The following is a 24962-nucleotide window of genomic DNA, read 5'->3' as shown; positions in this document are numbered from 1 at the left end:
CAATGTTCATGCTACTGCTGGCTGGCATCACTCTGACTTCCACTGCCATCAGTTGGTGGAATGGGAAACGTCTGGATGATGTAAATACTGAGATTGAAGCATTAGAAGCTGAACTGGCTGCTATTCATGGTGCACATGAACGCAAAACTGCTGCGCTGATTCGTCCCTACCTGGTTCAACTCGTGAAGATGTTTGAAAGAGAGTTGGCGATGCGGTCCGAAATCGCCAGTGAGTTGGAACGGGCGCACGCACGGGCCAGACAGATACTGAAAGCCCGCTTTGGCGCGCGTGAATCAGCTAGCTTCCGTCAGATGATGCTTGAAATTGAGCTTGCCCGGGGGCGCGTCACAGCCGAACGCGCCTACCTTCAAACCACCGCGCAGTATATTCGCACCTTATTTGGTGAGGTGCCCGCACAGTTGCCGACCGTTGCCTGGCTGGAAATGCCTGCGGACTACCCTTGCGAGGGCGCCGTGATTTCGTTGCCACACGGCCTGCGCGGGCGTCTGCAGAATTATACCGTCGAGGCCGAAGCGTTTGATGGTCGAGGAGTATTCTATGCGGTTGATCATGAAGCACGCTTCGCCCGCATTGGCAGTGCCAAAGTGAAATTGTTGGATGCAGCAAGAGGCAGCGGTGGCGAGCCGTTGACGGCGACAGTCGTGCGCCTGGATAACAATGAGGCCCAGTTGCAGATGCAGGATGCCACCTTGCGTTTGCCACTTGGCAGGCACGAAGGGCAATGGATTAAACCAGGCGCGGAGTTGGAAGTATTTGCGGACGGCTGGACGCTCACCGACGTGCTCGGTGATTCGCGGTCCCACAGTTTGCCGGTGAGATTGCACCCTCGTATCTCAGGCCTGGAAGAGTATTGGTGGCCAGTCGCCCTGGGCATCAGTGATGAGCACATCCCCCTGATCCATCAGATGTGGGACTATTTTCAAACACCGGCAATCCAGGATAGGCCTTGGCACATTTATGAGAATGATGACGGCCGTCTTGTCTTTCAGTTGGGCCGTTATGCCCTAGTCACTGAGGCCGATGCCGAGCAGCGATGTTTTCGGTTGCTGGACGCGCTTGAGGCTCGTGAGTCTCCTGAAGACGTTTTGCGGTGCTACGTGGCCCTTACCCCCGTCCTCATAGGGAGTACGGATGAAGAGTTGGCCAACCGCAATCGTTTCCAGTCCTTTGTGTGTGCCTTGAATGAAGAGCGCCTTGGCCAGCGCGAGGCTGCCCGTCAACGACAGGTTGCCCTGCATTTACGCAAACTCTCGTTGGTGTACCGTGAGCAGCAGCTCTACCTGGAGCAAAGTGCAAGCTGTGGTTTTCTTCCCGGCCAGGTCGAGGAAAACGGGCGTAAGGTGACAGGCTTGCTCGGTTCCCAAGGTGTTCCTGGCTGGTTGAAGGACGCGTTGGGCGAGCAAGGCTCACCTCGCCTACGAGCAGTCGGGCGAGATCGTGTATGGCCTCTGCAGTCGTTCAAGCTTTTGGATGCCCAACTTGGTATTTGCGAATTCATCCTGGACACGCATAAGCGGATGAGCGAAGCCGAGATCAACCCTTTCGATTTGTTTCGGCTTGAATTGGTCAGGGAGGGCAATCAAAAAGAAACGCTATCCAAAGCTCTTGAGAAAGCGATCACTGGTGATTTTGTGGCACCCTCGGTTCACAACGCCATCTTTACACTCAGCCCGGAGCCTGGCGAGACGTTGAATCTGGGGCAGGACGCTGTGCTTCAAGTATTGGCGTCGCGCGAGCCCGTAGTGGCGGTGTGGGGACCTCCAGGTGCCGGGAAGACAACCACGCTGGTTCAGTGGCTTAAGACACTGTTCCCGGAACAAGCTCCCCACCTCTGGCCGCGTATCCTGATTACCGGCCCTACTCACGTCGCGGTGACCAAGCTAATCGAGGATCTGCTTGAGGCAGCAGAGTATTTGCGGCCAGTTACAGTGCGTTACGGAAAACAGGACAAGATTAGTGAAGCGCTTGAGCCCAATTGGCATCAAATTAAAGTCGATGCTTTGAGCGCGGGAGATGCAGAAATCAGTCCTCAATTGCACGAAGCTTGGCTGTCTCTGCTGAAGTCGCGCAAGGGGCGTGAGGCTGCTAGCCGCTGGACATTCCGTGACAAATTGATCCACGGTGCTACCTGCACGGGCATGGCGCGTACTGATTTCGCCTTGTTGAAGGAACCTTTCGATTGCGTGATTGTGGACGAAGCAGGCAAGGCCTTTGCTGCCGAACTGATGATCCCGGCGGCCATTGCTCGGCGGGTAGTCCTGGTCGGGGATCACAACCAGTTGCCGCCAACGGTGACCACTGATGTGCTGGATGAGCGCATCGGGTATACGTTGCCGCTGGCGGAGGTCGAAACCCTGCTGCGCAAGAACTTTTTCCAAGAACTGTATGAGGGGCTAGGACCGCAAGCCAAGGGCATGCTAACCGTGCAATACCGGATGCATGAAAACATTGGTGACCTAGTCAGTACTCTGTTTTACCAGAAGCAACTGACGTCTCATCGCAAAGCGGGGAACTGGTCCCTGACCGATGCCCGCGCACTGTTTGTAGATTTCTCCAAGATGCAGAATTACCGGCATAGGAAGGCAGGTACGGGAGACACGCCTAACTCGTTGGTCAACTCCACAGAGCGCGCCGCGCTCTATCAATTGCTCAATGCTCTGCACAAAAGGGTTAGTGCAGCGAGAGTCTCCTTGAAGCTGTTGGTTATCTGCCCATACAAGGGGCAACTGGAAATTGTCGCGCGTGATACGGCGGATAAGCACTATGCGTTCCAGTTGTCCGTTGCAACTGTCGATGCTGTACAGGGGGGAGAAGCTGACATGGTGATCCTGTTGATGACCAGAGCAAGTGGGGACACCCAGTTTCTCTTGGATCGCCATCGATTGAATGTGGCGCTCTCCAGAGCGCGTGACTCAGTCATCATCCTGGGGCACCTAGACTGTCTGGCAGCCGGTGGCGCGGGACCGATGGCAGAACTGATCGCGGCGGGGCGCGCCAAGAACAGCCTGAAGGTCATCTCGCTTCCCGACAGAGCAAAGTTTTCGAAGGATCTGGTGCCGGCGGTGTTCCCAGTGTCAACGGCTTCGGCGATTTGATGTAGCCGTTCGGCCAACACACTTTCCGATGCCCCCGTCGAAGGCCATGGTATTGCCTATTGGGGACTCATTATATGGTCTGGGGAGGTCTGCGAAACCCAGGGGCTATTCGCCCTGATCAAAGCGCGGACACTGCTGGAGCATGTCGAACAGTTCCGGCTGGCCGCAGGGGAGGCGGACCGAGCAGCACGATGTCGTGCAGCAGCGCTCGTTGCGTTGCGAGGTCGGCCTGGCTGGCGCCAGTGAGCAGTGTGCTGCCGGCTGTACACGTGCCGACACGCTTGCTGAGCAATTCGAACGTTGCCCATCGCTTTGGCGGGTAGGTGCTTCGCGTCCGCCTCGTCAAGCTGGGGCGAAAGCCCTGTGGGCGGCGGAGTGAGAACGCTGGGCAATTACCGCTTGGTGCGGCAGCTCTGGGTTGCGTTCAAGATCTGGATGAGGCGTGCCTCAGGATGGCCTTGGTCGGGGCGGTCGATCGGGCTGATTCCGGCGCTACCCTCATCGTCTCGGCTATGGGGCAGGAGAATGGTTGCTCCATTCTGCATACAGGCGAACTCGGTGCCGGTAATGTCAGTTTGCCTGTACGCCTCTTCATAAAATGGCGGGGGCGGTGTAGGATCGGACCTCGTGCGGCAGTGATCCGTATTCCCCCTCGACGCGCGGTGCTTTTGGCGCCTGTGCGCATTACTTTTGAGGGCGGCAGAAGCGAAACAGTATGGCTTGTATTTCGCCTACCTCGTTGAGATAAACTCCAAGCAGGGATGCAACAGTATGCCAACCGGCAGTGCGATTATTATTGGAGTTAATCCGAGAGAAGCGAATCTCAAGCGAAAAGTGCGAGAGCATTTGCACCAGCTAGGTTTCACTAAAACCCAGGAAGGTGCTCTTTGCCCACCTGGAAATGGCAAAGAGGCGATCCGCGCATTGCATGGGGCCCAACGAGAAGAACGGCTCTCCGCCAGTGAAGCCTTCGTTGTGCGCAGCGGCGCCAAGCTAATGCAGTACTTTGCCGATGGCCGAGAGGTGGTGCCAGAAAAAATTTCCCCTGTTCTTGAGCGCGTCTCGTCAGGTACGTGGCAGAGCGAACTCTTTCGGCTCGCATCGTTGTCGTGGTCTGTGCCCGTGTCCAATGGTTTTGGCAGGCGCTTGCGTTACCTAGTCTGGGACCAGGCGAATGGCAAACTGATGGGGTTGATCGCCATAGGGGATCCGGTTTTCAACCTTGGCGTAAGAGACAAATTCATCGGCTGGAATACTAATGACCGATCTGCCCGACTGGTCAACCTGATGGATGCATATGTCCTTGGCGCGATCCCACCCTATAACGCCTTGCTGGGCGGTAAGCTGATTGCTTGTCTCCTTCGCAGTCGGGACATTTATGATGATTTTGCCAGTGCCTACGGCGGGTCCACCGGCATTATCTCGCAGGCGGAAAAAAATGCGCGTCTGTTGGCGGTCGTGACGACCTCATCCATGGGGCGCTCCGCGGTCTACAACCGATTGAAGCTGGGTGGCACGCAATACCTCAAGTCCATTGGCTTTACCGGCGGCTGGGGCCATTTCCATATACCCGACTGGTTGTTTGTTGAGCTTCGAGATTATCTCCGAGATCTCGATCATCAATATGCAGATCAGCACGCCTTCGGCCAAGGTCCTAACTGGCGGTTGCGCACCACGCGAGCGGCGCTTAAGGCGCTAGGATTCAAGGACGACCTCATGCGCCACGGCATCCAGCGTGAAGTATTTATTTGTCAATTGGCAACCAACGCCGCGAAGCTTCTCCACAGCGGCAGCGGAAAGCCGGATACCCAATCACTGTTGTCAGTCCGTGAAATCGGTGAGTTAGCACTGAATCGGTGGTTGATCCCGCGTTCAATGAACAGGCCTGACTTTCGCTGTTGGAAATCTACGGATCTCATCCACCTCTACGGCCATCAGGCACGGCTTTTCGCGGCTCACTGTCATTTAGCCACTGAGCCGCGGCGTATTATCAGTTTGCGCGGATGAATGCGAAGGGTATGAGCGATGGATTACGCCATAGATCGAGTGACGAATAAACCGGTTACCGCAGATTTAGCGACACGCTCCGGATATTATATTTGTTCTTTCTGCCGCATGCGGGTGGGGCTTCGCTCAGGGCCATCGCGGAAAAACTACTTCGCCCACTGGCGTGGCGTGTCCTCCAGTTCCTGCGCTTATTTCATGTCCGGGCCACTGAGCCATGTCAACTCTGATAAGGCTCAACCAGCATCGATGCGGCAGATGGATCTGCGCTTGATGATAAAAAAAGGTGAGAACGCAGGGGCGTGGTGGATTGAATTAGTCTTGCCTCCCTGTCGTACATGTCACGCCTACATCAACCTCGATGTCGGCGGCAGGGTGCAGAAGCTTAATATGCGCGGGATGGGCTCAGGTTTCAGGGTAACCGCAGAGCCCACAGCAAACGACTACAAAATCATTTCCTTCGAAGGCAAGCCGGACCCTTTGTTCGTTTCAGGCGTTGCCAGGACATGCCCAGGTCTATCTGCGGTGGGTGCAGCCGTGTTCACCGCCATTGGTCGGGATGGCGACAGCGGCTTCCCCCGCGCGCAGGTGTTAAGTCGCTCCGAGACTTATGCCCTGTTATGGTCGGTACCGGCGACACCAGTCTTCCCTGAGGAACTGCTGGTGGACAGGTTCAAGTCAAGGCATGGATGGCAGTTAGCCCTGGTAACGGTTCCGGATACCCCGTCAGAGGCCTGCATAAAGTGGTTGGAAGAATTTACCCAACTGAGCGTTATGCCTGCGACACCCTCGATCACAACCATTTGGCCGTTCCTTACCCGTTACTCCAGCATCAATACGGTTGAATACATCGAGTCTGAAGCGGTCATCCTCGCCGCTCACCGGATGCCGGGAGGAGCACACGACGGCGGGCCAACCTTGCAAGCCGTTAACCAGAATGATCGCATTTCTGTAACGGCGCCCGATCGGTCACCCGCGCTATTCACTGTGATACGCGAAGGAAGCGATGATTTCAGGATCGGAAAAACCGGGCATCCGGATGTCGATAAGTATTTTTCCAAGAATAATTCGCTGGCGCGAAGCTACAAACACCCTACGGTAGACTTGGTTTTCATTGACGATAAAGGGGAACGTGTTGTTGCCCCATTGCACCGCAGGGGATGCCAAACCTATGTCATGGCGACGAGAGCACAGGAACTGTGTTTCGATTCTCTGGCAATGCCGATGGGCACCAGGGGAAGGCTAGAGGCTATTTCACCTAATGGGCATAGGGAGAGCCGGCACCTTGTGTCTAGCGACGTGACGGATGACCACACCTCGCAGAAATGCCAGTTGTCCCCTGCGTTGAATAGCCTGCTCAAACTTTATATCACCGACCCCAAATACCAGATCTACCTGGATTTCGGCGGGTTCGGACGGTTGTCCATCGGCGCTACGCAGCCGATGGACAACCCAACAACCGTACTGCTTTCGCTTGGGCGGTCTTTAAGATTGCGCCTGCGTTGTTTTCTATCTCAGCTACACGCTGGCGGAGCGATTGCACTCTCTGGCAGTGACCAAGGGTTGGTCAACGCCTTCTTGGCCGCGCGTCCCAATCCGGGACTGGTACCGAATTATCGGCAATTGGCGGCTGATGTGCGTGCACGTGGATTTGATATTCGATCTTCAGGAGATGGGGTCTCGCGATGAGTTACCTGTACAGCCAAGAGGCAAGAGAGCGGATCTCGGCGCTCGGAACAATGATGATTACCGAGTTCATCGAAGAGGTACCCCATGCCTTTCGCAAGTCGTTCTTTGATCGTCAAGCCTCAATTCCCGGCTTTAGGCGAGGATCCCCACCTGAATTCAAGGAAAAGCAGAGGCGCTTGATCGGGCATCTGGCGCATCCACAGCCCGGACATAAAAGCGAGGCTGACTGGCAAGCCTTCGCTAGCCTGTGGGTAGCGTGGGCCAAAAGCCGCTTGGACAGTGCCTTTCCCACCGCAGACACCTCCCCCCAATTGGCGGATGCGGGTGCTGGCTTCTTCAAGCGCTTAGCCGAGTTGTATCCTGATGCCTCAAGGGAAACGGTAGAGCGGCTGGCGACGTACAGTGGTTTCGCCGAAGATCCTGCCATGCAGGCCGCCCTGAATAGCTTTCATCCGGCTTCCACCCTCGCCAGGGATCGGATGATTGATGGTTTGCCGGGCCGTTTGGATAAAATTGAGGGTTATTTTGACTTGGCTGAAACGGCGGCCGAGGAAATCGCCGAGCGCATTGACCAACTTGAACTGACGGCGACAGTAACCACCGAAGCGGTTGAGCAGATGACGGCCAACCTCAGTGGTGTTCACAAGGATATCGCTGAGTGGCGTACCGCACTGCAAAGCGTCGATCTGCGCTTGGAGCAGGTAAGCGAACTGGCTCAGTCAACGGGTAGCGCGCAGCAGGAGGCGTCGACAGCACTGGCTGACTCAGACGTGCGCGGCGAGCTCATTTCGGAGAGGGTAAGCGCCCTAGCTGCCCAGGTAGAGGACTTGGTTGCCGAGCGTGCGCGGGTTTTAGTGCTCGAGGAAGCACTGGCGATCCTCAACGCCCGGGGTCTCGACTGGGATGCCGCGGCAGCCAACCTTGCTTCACTGCACGCGCGCGTCAACACCCAGGAGTCTCGAGTCGTCGGACCGAGCCATGAAGTCGGGGGTCAATCACGCGTCCGCTTGATCGAGAACGAAGCAACAGGTCCGTTCGTCGAAATAAACTCCATAGAAGTTGCCTGCCGGGTCATTGCCAACAACCTTCAGGCAAGCGGCGTAGTGAAGCGCGAGGCCAACAGCTACGCGCGGCATATTTTGGCGGCAATCATCTGCGGCCAACTTATTCAGTTCAAAGGTTCAACCGCGGATTTAATCGCAGATGCGGTCGCAGCAGCGGTAGGAGGGGCGATCTTCCATGAGTGGCGAGTGCCCGTAGGGCTAGTATCAGAGGACGCAGCGACAGATTGCCTCGAAGTGGTAGCCGAGTCGTCTGGATGCTTGTTGCTCAAAGGCGCGAACCGGTCGGCATTCGAGGTGTATGGCAGTGCCATTCGCGATGTTGTGGCACGTCGTCAGTTCGCCACGAGTGTTAACAGTCGCTTGGTTCTGATTGCGTCTTGGACCCACGGCCCTGCGGCGTTTCCGGACGGCGGGACGCTGTCAGAACTCGGGCCGGTGTTTGATACGGACGAGTTTGCTATGCGTGGGCTATCGGCGCAGATGCCGTTAATGCAGTTCGGCCAACTGACCGTGGATGATTGGAAAGCCCTGCACAACCAGGCTGAAAACACTCCATTGGCACTGCTAAGCACGCTGAGGGAGCGTCTAGGGCAGGTGGACTTTGCTCCAGGGAACCTGTGGCTCAGGATCGCTGACCGAGCGTACGCTCAATTGCGACTAGTATTGCAAGGTCCTTCTGAGCGAGCGCTTCACACCGTGATGAAGCAATGGGCACTGCCATGGGCTCAATCACTCGGGGGGCCAGTAGAGGCGCTTACCCGCAGCACGACCGAGTTACTGAGCGACATCGACGCGGACGCCGTGCACGCGGAGAGTGTTGAGTGAAGTGGGTGGGGGTTAATCGCGACGCCACCCGGAAAACCTTGGCCGCCGCTTTGGGCTGCAGAAACGACGGTGAAGGATTAAGGGTCGCAGCAGTAGCGGAGTGCTTGCGGGCTGCATCCTATCTGTGTTCCGCGCCCAAGAATGACCGGGAAGCTTGGGTGCCTGCGACCACGCTCAGTTTGACAAGTATAGTCCGCCAGCGTTTGACGCCTCTGTGGCCGACTCTCGACGACGAACACGCTGCTGAACCAGGTATCAAGGCGATTCTGTACAGTCTGGGTGACCTTGGGGATTTGGTGCGACTCGACGGCGGACGTTGGTTAACGCCTTCACCCCAGGCGGTCAGACTTGGGGACAAGCAGGCAGTGATCATCGGCGGGGGGCCCGCACAAACCTTTCCCTGGCCAATCGCGATGCGCGGGGCAGGGCGGGTCAGACTAGCCAACGTCGATGCCTGCGCGGAACGGATTGACGTCTGGGAGCCAAACGAATGGATTGGCGCACCCATCGAAGGATTGCAGGCGTGGTCGACCCAGTTGTTAACCAGCGCCAAAGAGCAACTGGCGCCCGCGACGACTGAATTAGCGGACATTTCAATTCGGACCAGTGGTAAATGGATCGCGCTGTCTGCTTGCGCGACCGCCGAAGGGCTCTTCCTCGCCAGATGCCGTACAGGTCTACGGTTTGAGTATTTTGTGGTCCAGGTGTCGCGGGGGTGTCTGCGGCAACTGACGGGACTGCGACCGCAACAGGCGAGGCGCTTGCAGTTTTATTTCGACGTACAAGCAGGTCATCCCATGAAGGTTGAAGCGCATGTGTCGCAAGTACATGTTCGACTGCGCCTGCATCGTTACCTGCCACGGGAAGAGACAAAAGCGCTGCTACTGGGCTGGCAACTGCCGTCACTCGGCGGCGGCGTAGGGACGACCGACTATGTGATACCACGTGAGCTGTTTCCGCTCGTGCGCCAAGCACTTGCAGGGTTGAGCGTGGAAGTGGCTGAGCGCCAGTTTGCCGAGGGAAGTTAATAATGGGTGGGATTTCTATGAATGAAGCATCTGGTGTTCATGAGACTGCGAAAAGCCTGGCGGATAGTCTTCGACAATATATCGAAGCTCAATACCATATTCGCGATGAAGGGCTCGTGAGAGAGCGCCACGCTCTTCTCCTAAGTTCTGAAACGATTGTCCAGACGCCTTATGTGGAAGCGACCTCAGTCTACAAAATTGGAGATCCGTTCAACCGACTTCCCATTCCCAAGGTCGCCGCCGATATGCTCACCCAGTTGTCGCTCATGGGGCTCGGGCTTTACCCTCGGCCCTACGAGCACCAATCGCAAGCGCTAACTGCGTTTCTAGGTGACGAGGCTGCAGATTTAGTTGTCGCAACAGGTACCGGTTCCGGCAAAACCGAAAGCTTTCTTATGCCAATTATTGGTCAATTAGCCATTGAGGGACAGGAACGGCCCGACTCGGCGCAACTGCCGGGTTGTAGGGCACTGTTGCTTTATCCGATGAACGCCTTGGTTAATGATCAATTGGCGCGAATCCGTCGCCTAGTAGGAAACACTGACGCATCGTCGATCTTAACGCAGACTCGTTCCCACCCGATCCGCTTCGGCAGTTATACCGGGCGCACCCCCTACCCGGGAGAGCGCTCCAAAGAGCGTGACGAGCGCTTCATAGAGCCGCTGTTTGAAGAGTTTTATAACAAAGTCGCCGAAAAGCCTGCCGTGAAAGGTGAGCTCGTGAGGATTGGGCGCTGGCCAAGCAAGGATTTGGTAGGTTTCTATGGCGCTGCAGCCATCGAAACGAAGACCTACGGATCGGGTAAGAAAAAAGGCGACAATTTCACCAAAAAAAACTGGACCGGTCGGCTTCAAACCCAGCCTGGCGACCGCGAAATGATGACTCGCCATGAAATGCAAGCACGTTGTCCCGAGTTATTGATTACTAACTACTCCATGCTCGAATACATGCTCATGCGGCCTATCGAGCGCGACATCTTTGATCAGACTAAGGCATGGCTCAAAGCGGACTCGCGTAACGAGTTTATCCTCGTGCTGGATGAGGCACATATGTACAGGGGGGCCGGGGGGGCCGAGGTGGCCCTGCTGATCCGACGTCTCTGCGCTCGGCTCGATATTCCACGAGAACGCATGCGCTGCATTATGACCAGTGCGAGTCTGGGACCTGCTGAAACTGCGGCAGTCGATGGCGAGCGCTTTGCGCGGGACTTGACCGGTTTGGCTGATACATCACCACGGCGCGTCAGGGTAATCCAGGGGACGCCGGAGGAACGTTCCGCATCACAGGCAGCGCCAGCAGAACAACTCAATGCGCTGGCGGATTTCAATTTGGCGGACTTCCAGCGCTCGGCCGATGACCTCGTCGCGGCCACCCAGGCCGCAGCGCAACTGGCACGACGGTTGGGCTGGAGCCAACCGCCGAGTCAGGACCATGCCGCGTTTCGCAACTGGTTGTTTGAACGTCTCACGGGGTTCGAACCGCTGGAAAACTTGATTACCGCTGTATCGGGTCGCGCAGTTCGCTTAGATGAATTAAGTGATCTCCTGTTTGGCAATTACCCAGCGGTCGACGCACAAAAAGCTACCGACACGCTTTTGGCGCTGGGGAGTTACGCACAGCGGAGCACGGATGGCCGGGTCTTGCTGCCGACTCGCCTGCACCTCTTCCATCGGGGGTTGCCAGGGTTGTTCGCTTGCGTGAACCCTACTTGCTCCAAGCGCTTAGGTGATCACGACGGGCCCACGATTCTCGGCCGCCTGTATACGAAACCCTCGACCCAGTGCGGTTGTAAGTCCAATGGACGTGTGTATGAACTGCTTACGCATCGTGATTGCGGGGCAGCTTTCTTGCGTGGTTTTGTGAACGAGGAGCAGAACTTCGTTTGGCACCAGCCCAGCGGTCCATTTTCAGATGGTGCGATTTCTGCGCTGATGCCGATAGAGTTGTGCGTTGAGGATGCCACTCATCCCCGCAGTCGTCACATCGATAAATGGTTACACATGGCCAGCGGCATCCTCACGGATGATCAGCCGAGAGACGAAACCGGGTTCCGTAGGGTCCGCGTGCCGGACAAGGCGGCAGACGCAGGTGATCTGACTTTTGATCATTGCCCTGTCTGCACGCGTAAGATTAGAAATACCAAAGATGATCCATCGAAAATCATGGATCACCTTACCAAAGGGGAGGCTCCGTTCACTGCGCTCGTTAGGACGCAAATGGCGAAGCAGCCTGCCAGTCGAGCCAAAGATGCCCGGCATCCCAATGCAGGGCGAAAGGTTTTGATTTTCTCGGATGGTCGACAAAAGGCCGCTCGACTAGCACGTGACATTCCGCGCGACATTGAACTTGACGTGTTTCGGCAGGCTGTCGCCTTGGCATGTCAGAAACTGAAGGACTTAGACAAACCCGCCAAACCCGCCGGCTTGCTTTACTTGGCATTTCTTTCCGTGTTGACCAAGCATGACCTCCCTATGTTCGATGGCGGTGATTCAAGACGAGTTGAGAGCGCACGCAAGTTATTTGATGACAACTATGACTCTGACTTGGCGGAAGCCATTGAGGCGAATTTTTCACTACAAGAGATTCCGGCGCGCTACCAAATTGCACTTCTTAAATTGCTTTGTGGCAACTACTACTCACTGTCCGGAACCATGGTCGGTTTCGTTGAGCCAACGCCTCTAAAACTTAGAAAGTTGAGGCAGCACCTGGTGAATGCCGAGCTTGCGATAAGCGAAGCGAACGTCCGTGAGTTGGCCGTAGGTTGGATAGACTCGATGCTGCAAGAGTACGCATTCGATAGATCCATTGAGTCAGCCTACCGCTACAAGGCTGCGGGCTACTCGAAACCGGCATGGGGCAGCAACGGTCAATTTGGTAAATCGCTGAAAGAGAGCCTGATCAACCATTTCGGTTGGTCGAGTGAGGTGGTTCAGCGCGTTGAAGCGATCTTCCGAGATCAGTTGGCAGAGGAGGACGATGGTCACTGGTTCCTGGTGCCTGACTCCCTAGCCATTGTCGTCGACTTGGCGCATTGTTGGGCGCAATGCGCTGACTGCACAGCCCTGATGCCCTTCGCTTTGGCAGGTAAGGTTTGCCTGGCGTGCGGCAGCGACGCGGCGTCCTCCATCGATCCGATAAACAGCGATTACGTCACGGCTCGCAAAGAGTTCTGGCGACTTCCAGTGGCGCGCGCCCTAACACCAGGTGCAGAGCTATCCAACATGAGCGTCGAGGAACACACGGCGCAGTTGTCGAACCGTGACCGCAGTCGAGTGCATGCCACCACCGAACTCTACGAAATGCGATTCCAGGACGTGCTTATTGAGGATCGGGACCGCCCGATTGACGTGCTCAGTTGCACAACGACGATGGAGGTAGGGGTCGACATTGGCTCGCTGGTAGCGGTTGCGCTGAGGAACGTTCCTCCGCAGCGGGAAAATTACCAGCAACGCGCCGGCCGGGCAGGGCGGCGCGGTTCGTCGGTATCCACCGTCGTAACCTATTCACAGAATGGCCCACATGACAGCCACTACTTCTTGAATCCAGCGCGTATCGTGGCGGGCCCCCCACGTACACCGGAGGTCAAGATAGACAATGCGAAAATCGCGCGCCGGCATCTTCACGCGTACCTGATCCAAACTTTCTTCCATGAAATCATGGCGCAAGGCACTGGCGCGTCGACTGAAAAAACCTCGTCGTTGCTCAAAGCGCTTGGTCCGACCGAAGATTTCTTCTGCAGTTCCGACCAACACGGCCCGAACTTGAAGAGCTTTGAGGCTTGGGTGACACGTCGGGTGCTCGCCAGCGACGGCGATCTCCGAGAGTCAATTGTGGCTTGGCTACCGCCGGGGTTGGATACCCGCGGCCTTTCGTTGATGGAGTGGTTAGCCGCGACCAGTCAACGCTTAGTCGTGGAACTTAAGAAGCTTGGTTCAACCATCCAGGTGAATGCCACGCATGAGGAAATCGCTGGACAAGAAGCCCAGGACATTGAAAATCCCTCATCAAGTATCGAACAGGCGGAACTTCTGGAGTTTCTGTTCTATCACGGATTGCTCCCCAGCTACGCGTTTCCCACCAGCTTATGTAGCTTCCTAGTAGAAAAGCTGACCAAAAACGCGCGAGATCGTTGGGACGTGCGCACGGTGCAACGACCGCAGCAGTCGATTATCAAAGCGTTAAGCGAGTATGCCCCGGGGCGCCTCATCGTTATTGACAAGAAAACCTACCGTTCGGGAGGCGTCTTTGCAGATCTACCGCCGGGAGTTGTGAATCGTGCGGGCCCGCTCTTCGAGAACGCCAAACCGCATACACACTGTAAAGCCTGCTCGTTTGTGCGTGACCCCAATCGGTCAGCGAAGGAACAAACGGGCTGTCCCGTCTGCGGCCAACAGTTGATAACTGAACTGATGATTGTTCCAGAAGTTTTCGGGCCGGAGAGCGCCGCTGACTTGCCAGATAATGACCGTGAGCAAGAAATCACCTACGCGACGATGGCCCAATTGCCACAACCCGTTGATCCGGAGATTTTCAGTTTTTCCGCATGTGGTCCCTACGCGAGCTTTACCCATGCGGTAGACCGCACGCTCGTCACCGTCAACCGAGGCAAGGAAGGCACAGGCGAGGGTGGCTTTTCAGTCTGCATGGAATGCGGCAATGCCTCGGTCTTCGATCAGGAGGCAAACGCGGGGGCCCATGAACGTCCATACAAACAACTCGGTCCAAAAGGAACACCGCCGAAGTGCTCTGGTAAATTCGCACGCGTGTTGCTGGGCCATGACTTCGATACGGACCTTCTCCTGTTACGCCTCAAAATCGCCTCGCCAATTGTTACCGATACGGTCAACGGGGTGGTGTTGCGCATTCTCGAAGATGCCTTGCATTCGCTTGCAGAAGCGCTGCGGCTAGCGGCCAGTCGGCATCGGCAATTAGATCTGGACCCTGCCGAATTCGGCTCTGGCTTTAGGATTGAACCCGCGCTGCTGGATGAGGCTCGTATCCTGGATGTATTTTTGTATGACACGTTGTCAGGGGGGGCAGGGTACGCAGAGATTGCAGCTCGACACATGGAGGAGGTTTTGGACGCGACTCTTGAGCTGTTAGAGAACTGTACATGTGAGAGCTCTTGCACAGAATGCCTCAATCACTTCCATAACCAACATCTTCAACACCGCCTTGATAGACATTTGGCTTCGATGCTCTTGCGGTACGCCATACGAGGAGAGGAGCCGGCATGTTTGCCGGCGACGGGGCAGATGGTGAAACTGGCCCAGCTTCGAGCCAGCCTTGAGTTAGCAGGGTATGCCTGTAGGGGTGGCTCGATTCCCTCTGCTCCCTTGCTGGTTGACCGAGAGGGTAAAACGGTAGCGGTGGGCTGCTACCCGGGGCTCATCGATAGTCTGGAGCGCCAGCAACCCATTGGCGGCACTGCAGGAGTTCACGCAGTGATCGGGCTCAACGAGTACCTGCTACGCTCGGATCTGGCGAGCGCCCAATTGAAGGTACAATCGCTGTTTAAATCGTAGGTGGATCTGTTCTAGTTTTGAAGTTCAGTTGCCCGGCCAGTCACTCCCCGTGACTGGCCGGGTCGTTTTGAGCGTACGCTCAACCGCCAGTTCTGGCCCTCCCGGCTTGTTGCCGATCGTTACGGAGGTCTTTTCTGCAGTCTCATTCATCGCGCCATACTGGCTCGACAACTGCTGCTGGAACGCGATGTTTGCGCCCAGGACGAGCAAGCTGTCTCGCGGTTATGGACAGTTGTTTCCGGATAGGCAGGATCCAGCTACAGAGCTCATCTGAAGCAGGTGGACGATCAAGAGAAAGCTGCCAACACCAACCAGATCTGCTAGCAGATTGCTATAGGCGGACGTGAATGGGACCCCGTTGCTGATCGGATCAATGACTACCTCATTGGCGATCGAGAAAACCACTGTCCAGCACCCACCTGCCCATGGGCTCCACGGAATTCCTTGCTGCAGGTCACGGCGAATACCCTGGATGATGGACTTGGGCCAATCCCGGATCGCAACAGCGCGCACCTGAGCGATGAACATGCGCAGTGGCACCTGTTCAGTCTTGGGAGGGATCTGGAGGTAGACATAGCCGAAGGCCAGCGGAAACACCAAGCCATACAGGTAGTGGCAGGCGTCATAGCTAAGTCGGATCAGATCGACGCCGAAACGTTGGACCAATACGAACGCCGCGCATACCAACAGGAACGCGGTGATCGGAATACCCGCGTACTTTACAGACAATTGCATAGGGCTCTCCTAAACTCGGTTTCGCCGAACATTGGCGAATTCCTATGCTATAGCGATTCTTGCTACCTCCAAGTCAAATTGGCCCCTCGAAACAGGCCCAATAGCCGGGTTTGGCAATAGCGTTTTGGGTTGCGGCAGGCGCTGAGCTGTGCAGCGAGGTCAATGTCGACGGCGTTACCTAGAACACGTAGCTCCAGCGAGCGCCCAATTTAACGCTCAAGCACTATAGGTGGGGCATTGTGGTTTCGATGTTTAGCCGTCCGGTTAATCCTTTATGTATGACCGGCCGATTCGATCTGTGAGAGAGAATCCGCTACGGGTTGTAAGCGTGCGCTCAACCACCTGGACCTGACACTCGACCGGTTTGTTGTCGCTCGGCACAGACCCAACTCCGCCTAAGGTGTGCTTGGTCTGTTCAGTCAAGGGGGGCACTTCAATTGCCGAGCAGACCAACTTGCTGGCGCTCAATGCTGCTATTGAGGCTGCCCGGGCAGGCGAGCAGGGTCGGGGGTTTGCTGTCGTCGCTGAGGAAGTGCGCGCTCTGGCTCAGCGTACACGAACTTCGACCGAAGAGATCCATGGAATCATTGCTTCATTACATGTTGGTACAGAAAGAGCAGTGGCGACTGCGAGCAGAGGGGAGGAGATTTCCCGCGACAGCATGCAGAGTGTTGAGGCGGTTCAATCGGCGCTTGTTGGCATCAGCGAAGCGGTTAGCCGCATTACGGGTATGAGCCAACAGATGGCGTCGGCATCAGCTGCGCAAAGTCATGTAGCTGAAGACATCAATCAACAGATTACGCGCATTGCGCAATTGTGCGATCACAGCGCCGGGAAGGCCATGCAAGGTGCAGAAATTAGCCAGGATCTAGAACGAATGGCGGAATATCTGCATAGCTTGGCTGAGCGCTTCAACCGATAGATGTTAGCTTCGATTGAGTACCCACAAGGATGTGGGGCTGTCATCATCGGAGGTGATCTGCTCTAAATATTGACCAATCGCTCAGTACGCTTGTTCTTAACTGCCAATTGATATGCGGTTCCACCCTTAACCTTGCTCGGCTGTACGCCGAACTGCAGAAGTGCCGATCTCCTTACTCCTGCCAGCGCGCCTCAATGGGTAAATCAACTGGCTGTTGCACCATGAGCACATGCTCTGGCAGGCGCTCGCGGTCAGGATCCATTGCAGCCCGAAACGTCTGGATTACGTACTTGGCAAGGGAGGCTCGTACATTGAAGACCATCGCCGCTGTCCCCCCCATGTACTCTTCGCGCACCATGCGAGCCTGCTCGGCGGAAAGGTCTCGATGGGGTACCAAGCGTATTGGGACGATACGCTGCCAGTGTCGGTCCTGCTCTGCTCCAGGTAGCAGCAGGGCGTCGGCCAGGCTAACCGCTGATATTCGACCTAGGTTGAAATCACGAAACTCTCCGGCCTTCTCGCAGTATGCCCGTACATGCCATCGTGGTCCGGCTTGAATCAGTGAGTGAGGGCGGATAAGCCGTTCATGAGCTTGGGGGGTGCTCATGGAGCGATAGGTCACCCTCACACAAAGCCCAAGCCGCATAGCTCGATGCAGTCGCGAGAACGGGACAGGGCGAATCGCCGTTGCATCGAATTGCGTACTTTCGAAAGGTACTCCAATGGAGATGGTTTCCAGAGAGCCTGAGGCACCGACAAGCCGTTGATATTCGGTGAATACGCCGCGGCTTAGGATTGGTTCGAGTTGTGGAGTGCTGCTGTAGCTTTTGCTGGCGGGATCAGGCTCGCAGGCTTCGGGGTATCGTACCCGAAAGCTCGCGATGTCCCGACTGGCTAGCGTTTCATGGATGTTGAACAAATCCAGCAAGCGCGATCGTGAGATTCTTCCTTCCCAGAGAAGCAGTATCTCGATCGCTTCAAAACGTTCTTGCGGGGCTGAGTTGCGACGCGGCATGGAATGATCACTGTTGAAGGGTTTTCATAGCATAGATGCATCAATAGATCTATGCTACGGTCAATGCAATGGCCACACGGACTTTGGTATGGAACCTAATATACCGCCGCTGTTCGAGCATTTGCCCAAGGAGCTTTTTCGCCCTTTGGCCGCCGCCAACAACCTACGCTATTGGGATGTGCTCTGTCGGCTTATGGCGGCCATGTGGGGAGAGGGTGGCCGCTCACCCGGGGAAGAAGCTCCCAAGTCACTGGTCCTTCGAACGATCGAATCGTTTCTAGTAGCCGATGACCCTTGGGAGGATATGGACAGCTCCCTTACGGTGACCGGAAGGGCTCATCTGATCTTCACCTCGCTCCATGCCAGCGGGTGGCTAAGTCAACGGCGCAGAGGCGTAGTAGAACAGGTCACGGTCAGGCCTGTTGTGGCACGGTTTTTTGGTCACCTGGTGGAGTTTGCCAATCAGACCCCTGAGTTCCTCGGGATTAGGTTCCACTCGATCTACGTCTCCCTGCGTGAAGTGCGCGATGCAAACGCGCACGGTCTTTATCATGAGGCGGCACGTCAGGCCAAACAGTGCATGGCACACATCACCAATACGAGTTGCCGCATTCAGGATCTGATGGGGAAACTCTCGGCGAAGGAAACCATGGGCGAGTTCGTTCGTGGCTTTTTCGAAGAGTACATCGAGAACGTTTTCATTGCCGACTATAGCGACCTGCGTACTCACAATCATCCGTTGCAGTTTCGCTCACAGATTATCGCTCTGGTTCGCCAACTCCAGTGTGACGATCAGCAGCGCCAGGGATTGATCGGTTGGTATGCCCAGATGAAGACCGACGACGACTTCCTACGCGCTGAGTTGCTCTACGAACGGGATACCCATCAGTTGCTGCGCCTTCGCGAAGTCGAAGAGCACTTGCAGAGATTGGATGAAGAGGTGCGTGACGCCAATCAGATGGCCATTGCGCTCTTTGAGTACAAGCTGCGCTCGCCTGGCAATTTCGACAAACTGATCGCGAGGGCCCTCAATGCCGTGGAGATCTTGGGGGAAGGGCATGCCTCGCTTCCGGGTAGGTCAGGCTTCTATCACGCTTCCGAGGTCGGCCTGTCCAAACCTCGTGTAACTCCGCGGGTTCACGAGCCAACACTGGTCGAAACCTACAGTCCGACAATTGAGGAGCTTGCAATGGAAGCACTTCGACAACGGATGAATGCCAATCGGCACGTTACGCCGCTGAAGCTGGCGGAGTACGTCACGCGACACGTCGGCTCTGATCTGCGCGTGACCTCGAGCCAACTGTCAATCGAATCGGTCATAGATCTGTGCTGCTACCAAAGGCTGTTATTGATCGCCTCGCGCGAGGCATGCCCTCCAGGAAAACGCAGAGGTGATGTCCACCTGCAGTTGGTCCCTGGGATACGTGTCGAATTTGTCCCCGAAGCCATGACTCGCAACGCGTACATGGAACACCAAGAGTTCATGATTCATGTGAGGATGCCGTGATGGTCAACTGGGAGCGATTGGCAGAACAGTCAGAGGTAAGTTATGTCAGTGCCGACTTCGAGAGAGCGGCTTACCGGCTAATGGTTGAGCAGATCCTTTATGCCAATGACAAGTTCAGCCGGGTGGCCTATCACTTGATCGTCAAGCATCTCGCGGCGTTTCGGGAGGTGATGTCCTTGCTAGGGGTTCACCTGATTCACAATGCCCATCACGCTTATGTCGCGGCCATCCCTAGCCACCCAGTCGCCGAGAAAATGCGCCTTAGTGAGACACGTTTGGCGCTTGTTCTACGCCGCATCTATGACGACCGTATGCAATCGGCAGAGATCGCTGACGGAGAAGCGTTCGTGTCACTTGAAGAGTTGGAGCGTGCCTACAAGGAATGGCTCAAACGTGAGCTCCCCGAGCGGGGCGAACTGCGCGAGTTGGCTCAGGCCATGAAGCGCTACGGGTTGGTGCGGGTTTCAGAGGCCGACGACGGACAACCCTACAAGATTGTCATCCGTCCTGGGATCGTCGATGTGCTGAGCGAGGGGGCGTTGCACCAATTGGCAGCGCACGCGCCAATGAAGGATGAGGAGGCCGGCGATGGTCTTGCTTGAGCGGGTTAACCTGATTCAGTTTTTCCTTTACGAGGCCCGGGATGTCGATATTGGGAGAAATACGGCCTTCCTAGGGCCTAATGGAACCGGAAAAACGGCGCTTCTGGATGCAATTCAGGTGGTCATGTTAGCGGCCGATGGCAACCGCATAAACTTCAACGCAGCGAGTGACAGCAAGAAAAAGCGTTCTCGCAGCCTGCGTGATTACTGCCTCGGCTCGATTGTACCTGGTGGCAGTTCCTACCAGCGGACCTCCGCGAACACATACGTGGGATTGGTTTTCCGCAATACCATTACAGGCGTTCCGTTCACTGCTGGCGTTTCACTGCAAGCTCATATCGAGGACGCCAAAGCGGAGGTGAGTGGGTACTTCATATTGCCCGGAGTCGAACTGTCGGCTAAGCAATATTTGCAGACCGACGGCGCACGCGAAACCGTGATGCCCTGGCGAGCCTTTCAGCATGTAGTCGCTGATTTGTGTCGCCTGGAGGCGAACAGTACCCCTTATATAACGCCTCACAATCGTGACGACTTTATTCGACGCCTCTTGATCGATCATCTGGCCGGTCCAGGCGACAAACCGAACTCACAGGCATTTCGGGCTGCGTTTTCTCGTTCTCTCAAGCTCAATGAAGACATCGTTGATCTTAATGAGACGTTACGACAGCATCTCATCGAGCCGATGCCAATCCGGATTACCGAGTTCCGCGAGCGCCTCAACGAGGTTCGTGACATGCGTGACCTTATTAGGCGACTGAGAGGGCGCATTACCCAAGCCTCCGAAGTGGCTGACACCTATGCCCAAGTGCTGCAGGCGCGAACCTCCGAAGCGAACCTGACGGCCTTGAAGCATGTCTACGCAACCGAACGCAGCGCGGAGGCAGTGGATGCTATTCAGATCAAGCAAGAAGCGCTAGAGGAGGCGCTTTCCCGAGCGCAGCGAGAACTCGGAAGGGCATGCGCCCAAGCGCAGTTGGCCAATGCCGCCCGAGATCTGGCGCTGACTGCGCTGACTTCCAGCCCTGACTTTCAACAGCAAGCAGGTCATGCCGGCGAGCTCTTGCTGTTGGAGAAGCAATTTGATGAGAAACAAGCGCAACTCCGCACGCAATTGCACGCGATGCAGCGTGCTCTTTCCGACGCCAGCGGCCTAGCTGAAATCGCATCCAGTAGAGACCTCTTTGACAGCGGGCTCGAGCAATTGCAAAGCTTGGAGAAACGGCTGGAATCAGATGACATGCCATCATCTGAATCACTCCAGCGTACGCTTCAAGCGGTAAACCAAGCCTTCGAAGTGCTGCGCCGGGCAATGGCGGAGACAGAAGGCAAAGCGGAAAAGGCAGCCAACCAGTTGCGTGACGCTGAGATGGCAAGTGCCCGGGCTGGCCAAGGCCTTGCGAAACTGAGCGATAACACCACCGCATTGTTGCGTATCCTCGCGAATGCGGGTATCGACGCGACTCCCATCTGCGACCTGGTAAGTGTCGCAGATGTAGCATGGCAAGCAGCGATCGAGTCATGGCTGGGACGCCATGTAGAGGCTTTACTGATTCCAGAAGATCGGGAGTTGGAGGCCATTAAGGTCTATCGCAGCGCAGCGGCAGACGGCGTTTATCGCGTGAAGCTAGCTCTTCCTTCACGTATCCGGGACTGGCACGGATACGATACTGAGCCTTACGCAGCTCAGTTGGTCCAAGGGCAGAACCTACTTGCCGTGCGCTACCTGCAGGGTGCGCTTGGGCGAACGATACTAGCCGAATCCAACGAGCAACTGCGCGCTGGTGTCAAAGCGCTATCCAAGGACGGCATGGTCAGTTCAGGTGCGGCCGTGGAGCGACAATCCTTACCTAAACCCTCAGAGCTTAGGTTGGGCCGTAAAGACGTCGATGCCATGCGCCAACAGGCAGAACAGGCGTTGCAGATTGCGCAGGCACAATCCAGGCAATACGACGAGGCGGTCACTCGGCTTCGCAACGGCTTGCAGAATCTCACCCCGTTTGCCAACACCGAGGCACTGCAAACTAGCCTTGAAAGCATCTTTATGGCGAAAGTGCAGGCAAACGCCCATGCCGCGCATTTGCGCGAGCGGTTGGCGCGTACACAAACTGCAGGCTTGGTTGAACTGGAGACAAAGAAGCAACTTGCCGACGAGGCGGCCCACACCGCCAATGAGTTGGTGCTTCGATGGACTAAGGATGAGGCCAGCTTCGTCGAGCAACTTAAGCTATTGGGCGAACAGCTCGGCGTGCTGACCAAGCAGTTGGAAGTAGAAAGCGCCCGGGAAAGAGAGAGTCGGCAGCACCCGCTTTACAACGCGAATGAAGTCGACCGGCATCGCAAACGCTCGGATGAGCGCCATGGCGACGATGCGAGCGCAAAGGTTATTGCTTTGGAGCAGGCGATCCTAACGGTTAACGGGGTGGCCGGCAGCAAAGACCGCGAAGCATGGAACCTGTTCGCGAATTATCTGAAGGACTATAACCTGCAGAACACGGATATCTGCAGCAGTGATTGGAAGGGCGCTTACGGCTTCATACTGGAGGACCAGCAGCGACTAGTGAATCTTGAACTGGTCGAGCAAGAAGAGAAAGCTGAAGAAGCCTACCAGGCTGCCGTGAAGGTTTTTCGCTCCGATGTCGCTCAGGCACTGCTTGCAGGTTTTGACCGCATCGCGGAGCAGATCGCGGGCCTCACCTCAATTCTCGAAAACGCACCAATGTTCTCCAACAACGAACGCTATGAGTTTAAGTTCAAGGTGGTTGAAGAGCATCGAAGCCTGTATGAGTTCTTGCTACGCGTGCGTACCCATGGGACAGAGGACGACCTTTTTGGCGGACCAGGTGAGGTACCGGAGGAGTTTCGCGCGCTTGTCGAAGGCGACAGCAACTCACCGCTGCTGAACGAAGCCAGCCCCCTGAATGACCACCGCCGCTTCTTCAGCTACGACGTAGAGGTCTATCAAATGTCGGAGAGTCTGGGCTTGCTTAGCAGGCGCTTCGAGCAGGCCTCTGGAGGCGAGCATAGGACTCCGGTCTACCTCATCTTCGGTGCCGCTTTGGCAGCCTGTTACGGGAAGTCGAAGGACAGTCTCAGCGGCGGCGGCATCATGCTGTTGGATGAGGCGTTCGAGAAGATGGATCCGCAGAATATCCGAGCCACCGTGCAATTCTTGAATGCCCTTGGCCTGCAATTGATCCTGGCGGGGCCGGAATCTGACCAAGCCAAACTCAGCTCTTTCCTGAATATCTACTACGACATGTCCCGCTTCGGAACCCGAAATGTGCAGATGAAAAAGAATGTCGTCCACGATGCTGCTCGTGAATTGCTGCAAAGTGACAACTACTTGCTCAATCCGGTGTTGTTGCAGCAGGAAATCAACCGCTTGAAGGAAGAACAGAATGAGCCTGGATGACGCAACCCTTGGTCGCCTGCTGGTTCGTGCCGAGCGAGCTCGTCTAAGTGGCAGTACCCGAACTATCCGTGAGTCTTTCAAGTCGCTAACCTCGCCATACTGGCAGCTCAGTCTGGACGAGCGTGACCGCATGCACGAACGAATGCGGGCGGCGGCATCGGCTGGCGCGATTAAGCTGGAGTGGGCCAGGCAAGGAGGGAGTGATCGCCCATTGGATGCGGTAGTTCTTCAGGATCTCGATCGACTCGCCGACCATCTGCAGCGTCCCACCTCCAGTACAACCCTTGGCCAGGCGGCTGCACTACTGGCGCCTTGGCATGGACAGGGACAGGTGGACGAGTTGCTTGCATGCTGGGCCCAGCTCAAGCAGGTTAGGCTCCTGGGACCTAGTTCGGCTTCTGATTTCGTTGATGCATTGCGGGTGCTCGATGCGATGGCCGAAACCAAGGAGGATCGCATCGTCCGCCAACTCAGTACTCACCTTTTCGGCGACTCCAAGCGTCTGGAAGCCCTGAGCAAGCATTTGGATCTGCTCACCGCCGAAACCCTGAATGCGCCGGCCCGACATTGGAGTGAAGTTTTCGGAGCGATCGGACTCATCAAAGAGCCTCAACCTTTTCTCGTGGCGGGTATGGGCAAGCTCCGGCTGACCGACCAGGATGACTGTTCAATCATTCGGCCGTTTTTGGGTGTCGCCAATACCGTGATCCAAGGTTATATAGGTGCGCCTGCTTGGTTATTGACGATAGAGAATCTCACAACCTTCCACCAGGCAACGCGTGAATTAAGCAAGAATCCGTCAGGAGTGATTCTCTACACGGCAGGTATGCCATCGCCAAGTTGGGGGCAAGCTTACGTTCGAATCTTATCCTCGCTTGAGCACAAGCCTCCAATTTACCACTGGGGCGATCATGATGAAGGGGGCTTTCGTATCGCCGCTCGAATCGCCCAGTTCGCCACCCAGTCAGGGTGTCGATTGCAGCCATGGTCTATGGAGGCTTCACGCTGGCCTGATCGCGGTCAAGACGCCAAAGCTGAGCAGCATCGTGCGATGAAGAGAAATGCTGCCCGCGCAGGCTGGGCAGAATTGGCCGATCAACTTGCCCCTGTACTGTTCGAGCAAGAAGGACAACCTTTGAATCTTCCTGCCTAGCTAGAGCGTATGCGGGGATAGATCGTTGCCGAGCGCTAGGAGTGGCGGAGAAAAGGGAGGTAAAAAACCCGGACTATTGGTGATCTTGGTTGAACACTAAGTGGCGGAGTTGCGAAGGGCAGGGAGCCAACCCGGACTAGCTGCCCTGCTTCTGTTTGGAGACTGTGCATATTGCTTACGGCGCCAAGGCGGCAATTCAAGTACACGGATACTCAAGATACGCCTCACACACTGGCCTCATTGATCTAGTGCGCTAATGGCCTAGCCCTGCCATATTTTTCACCGCATTTTTATATGCAGCACACCGAACTGCGAATGGCCATGAAGTATGCGCATAATGATATTCCGTTTTTTGATGCCGGCTC

The 24962-nt window shown here is 56.0% G+C and carries 12 protein-coding genes and 1 pseudogene; 11 read left to right on the top strand and 2 right to left on the bottom strand.

The annotated features are described in order from the left end of the window. The first annotated feature begins 2 nt into the window (after positions 1-2). From N430_RS13085 to N430_RS13060, 6 genes are all read left to right on the top strand, one after another. A complete protein-coding gene (locus N430_RS13085) occupies positions 3-3116 on the top strand; it encodes a DEAD/DEAH box helicase (RefSeq protein ID WP_110637567.1) in 3114 nt (1037 codons plus the stop codon). Positions 3117-3836: 720 nt separating this feature from the next. Further along, positions 3837-5123, top strand: a complete 1287-nt coding sequence (locus N430_RS13080) for a Druantia anti-phage system protein DruA (RefSeq protein ID WP_256592131.1) — start codon at positions 3837-3839, stop codon at positions 5121-5123. Between the two features lie 255 nt (positions 5124-5378). Next, a complete protein-coding gene (locus N430_RS13075) occupies positions 5379-6809 on the top strand; it encodes a hypothetical protein (RefSeq protein WP_104443851.1) in 1431 nt (476 codons plus the stop codon). Next, complete coding sequence (locus N430_RS13070) at positions 6806-8698, top strand: hypothetical protein (RefSeq protein ID WP_110637569.1); 1893 nt, start codon at positions 6806-6808, stop codon at positions 8696-8698. The genes N430_RS13075 and N430_RS13070 overlap by 4 nt, the downstream gene beginning before the upstream one ends. A gap of 158 nt (positions 8699-8856) precedes the next feature. Then, positions 8857-9726 carry a hypothetical protein gene (locus N430_RS13065; protein WP_178083388.1) on the top strand — a complete coding sequence of 290 codons (870 nt, stop codon included), beginning with the start codon at positions 8857-8859 and terminating at the stop codon, positions 9724-9726. 17 nt (positions 9727-9743) lie between these two features. Beyond that, the gene (locus N430_RS13060) at positions 9744-15251 is read left to right on the top strand and encodes a DEAD/DEAH box helicase (protein ID WP_256592130.1); all 5508 of its coding nucleotides are present in this window, start codon (positions 9744-9746) and stop codon (positions 15249-15251) included. 222 nt (positions 15252-15473) lie between these two features. On the opposite strand, the gene N430_RS13055 is transcribed toward N430_RS13060, so the two are convergent. Continuing rightward, positions 15474-15986 carry a hypothetical protein gene (locus tag N430_RS13055; protein WP_110637573.1) on the bottom strand — a complete coding sequence of 171 codons (513 nt, stop codon included), beginning with the start codon at positions 15984-15986 and terminating at the stop codon, positions 15474-15476. A gap of 436 nt (positions 15987-16422) precedes the next feature. On the opposite strand from N430_RS13055, the pseudogene N430_RS13050 reads away from it, so the two are divergent. After that, positions 16423-16908, top strand: a pseudogene (locus tag N430_RS13050) (methyl-accepting chemotaxis protein); the annotation flags it as partial. A gap of 172 nt (positions 16909-17080) precedes the next feature. Here the strand turns inward: N430_RS13050 and N430_RS13045 are convergent. After that, the gene (locus tag N430_RS13045; RefSeq protein WP_110637574.1) at positions 17081-17923 is read right to left on the bottom strand and encodes a WYL domain-containing protein; all 843 of its coding nucleotides are present in this window, start codon (positions 17921-17923) and stop codon (positions 17081-17083) included. An 88-nt stretch (positions 17924-18011) separates the two neighbouring features. Here N430_RS13045 and N430_RS13040 point away from each other — a divergent pair, with 88 nt between their 5' ends. From N430_RS13040 to N430_RS13025, 4 genes are read left to right on the top strand one after another with little or no spacing between them, the layout of a single operon-like run. Then, the gene (locus N430_RS13040) at positions 18012-19430 is read left to right on the top strand and encodes a Wadjet anti-phage system protein JetA family protein (RefSeq protein WP_110637575.1); all 1419 of its coding nucleotides are present in this window, start codon (positions 18012-18014) and stop codon (positions 19428-19430) included. Continuing rightward, positions 19430-20032 carry a DUF4194 domain-containing protein gene (locus N430_RS13035; protein WP_004577352.1) on the top strand — a complete coding sequence of 201 codons (603 nt, stop codon included), beginning with the start codon at positions 19430-19432 and terminating at the stop codon, positions 20030-20032. Before N430_RS13040 ends, N430_RS13035 begins: the two co-directional genes overlap by 1 nt. Beyond that, entirely contained in the window at positions 20019-23444 is a 3426-nt protein-coding gene (locus N430_RS13030) for an SbcC/MukB-like Walker B domain-containing protein (protein ID WP_158288792.1), read from the top strand. The genes N430_RS13035 and N430_RS13030 overlap by 14 nt, the downstream gene beginning before the upstream one ends. Continuing rightward, entirely contained in the window at positions 23431-24597 is a 1167-nt protein-coding gene (locus N430_RS13025) for a Wadjet anti-phage system protein JetD domain-containing protein (RefSeq protein WP_110637577.1), read from the top strand. The genes N430_RS13030 and N430_RS13025 overlap by 14 nt, the downstream gene beginning before the upstream one ends. Positions 24598-24962: the final 365 nt, after the last annotated feature.

Origin of the sequence: Pseudomonas sp. CC120222-01a, from assembly GCF_003097235.1 — a bacterium.
Classification (GTDB): Bacteria; Pseudomonadota; Gammaproteobacteria; order Pseudomonadales; family Pseudomonadaceae; genus Aquipseudomonas.
The sequence above is the reverse complement of the archived record's forward strand: the minus strand, read 5'-3'. Positions and strand labels throughout refer to the sequence as shown.

What these genes read in the sequence shown, in the direction of transcription:
- N430_RS13030 (WP_158288792.1), top strand. Translation starts at nt 20,019, where the DNA reads ATGGTCTTGCTTGAGCGGGTTAACCTGATTCAGTTTTTCCTTTACGAG.
- N430_RS13060 (WP_256592130.1), top strand. Translation starts at nt 9,744, where the DNA reads ATGAATGAAGCATCTGGTGTTCATGAGACTGCGAAAAGCCTGGCGGAT.
- N430_RS13075 (WP_104443851.1), top strand. Translation starts at nt 5,379, where the DNA reads ATGGATCTGCGCTTGATGATAAAAAAAGGTGAGAACGCAGGGGCGTGG.
- N430_RS13035 (WP_004577352.1), top strand. Translation starts at nt 19,430, where the DNA reads ATGGTCAACTGGGAGCGATTGGCAGAACAGTCAGAGGTAAGTTATGTC.
- N430_RS13070 (WP_110637569.1), top strand. Translation starts at nt 6,806, where the DNA reads ATGAGTTACCTGTACAGCCAAGAGGCAAGAGAGCGGATCTCGGCGCTC.
- N430_RS13045 (WP_110637574.1), bottom strand. Translation starts at nt 17,923, where the DNA reads ATGCCGCGTCGCAACTCAGCCCCGCAAGAACGTTTTGAAGCGATCGAG.
- N430_RS13055 (WP_110637573.1), bottom strand. Translation starts at nt 15,986, where the DNA reads ATGCAATTGTCTGTAAAGTACGCGGGTATTCCGATCACCGCGTTCCTG.
- N430_RS13025 (WP_110637577.1), top strand. Translation starts at nt 23,431, where the DNA reads ATGAGCCTGGATGACGCAACCCTTGGTCGCCTGCTGGTTCGTGCCGAG.
- N430_RS13085 (WP_110637567.1), top strand. Translation starts at nt 3, where the DNA reads ATGTTCATGCTACTGCTGGCTGGCATCACTCTGACTTCCACTGCCATC.
- N430_RS13040 (WP_110637575.1), top strand. Translation starts at nt 18,012, where the DNA reads ATGGAACCTAATATACCGCCGCTGTTCGAGCATTTGCCCAAGGAGCTT.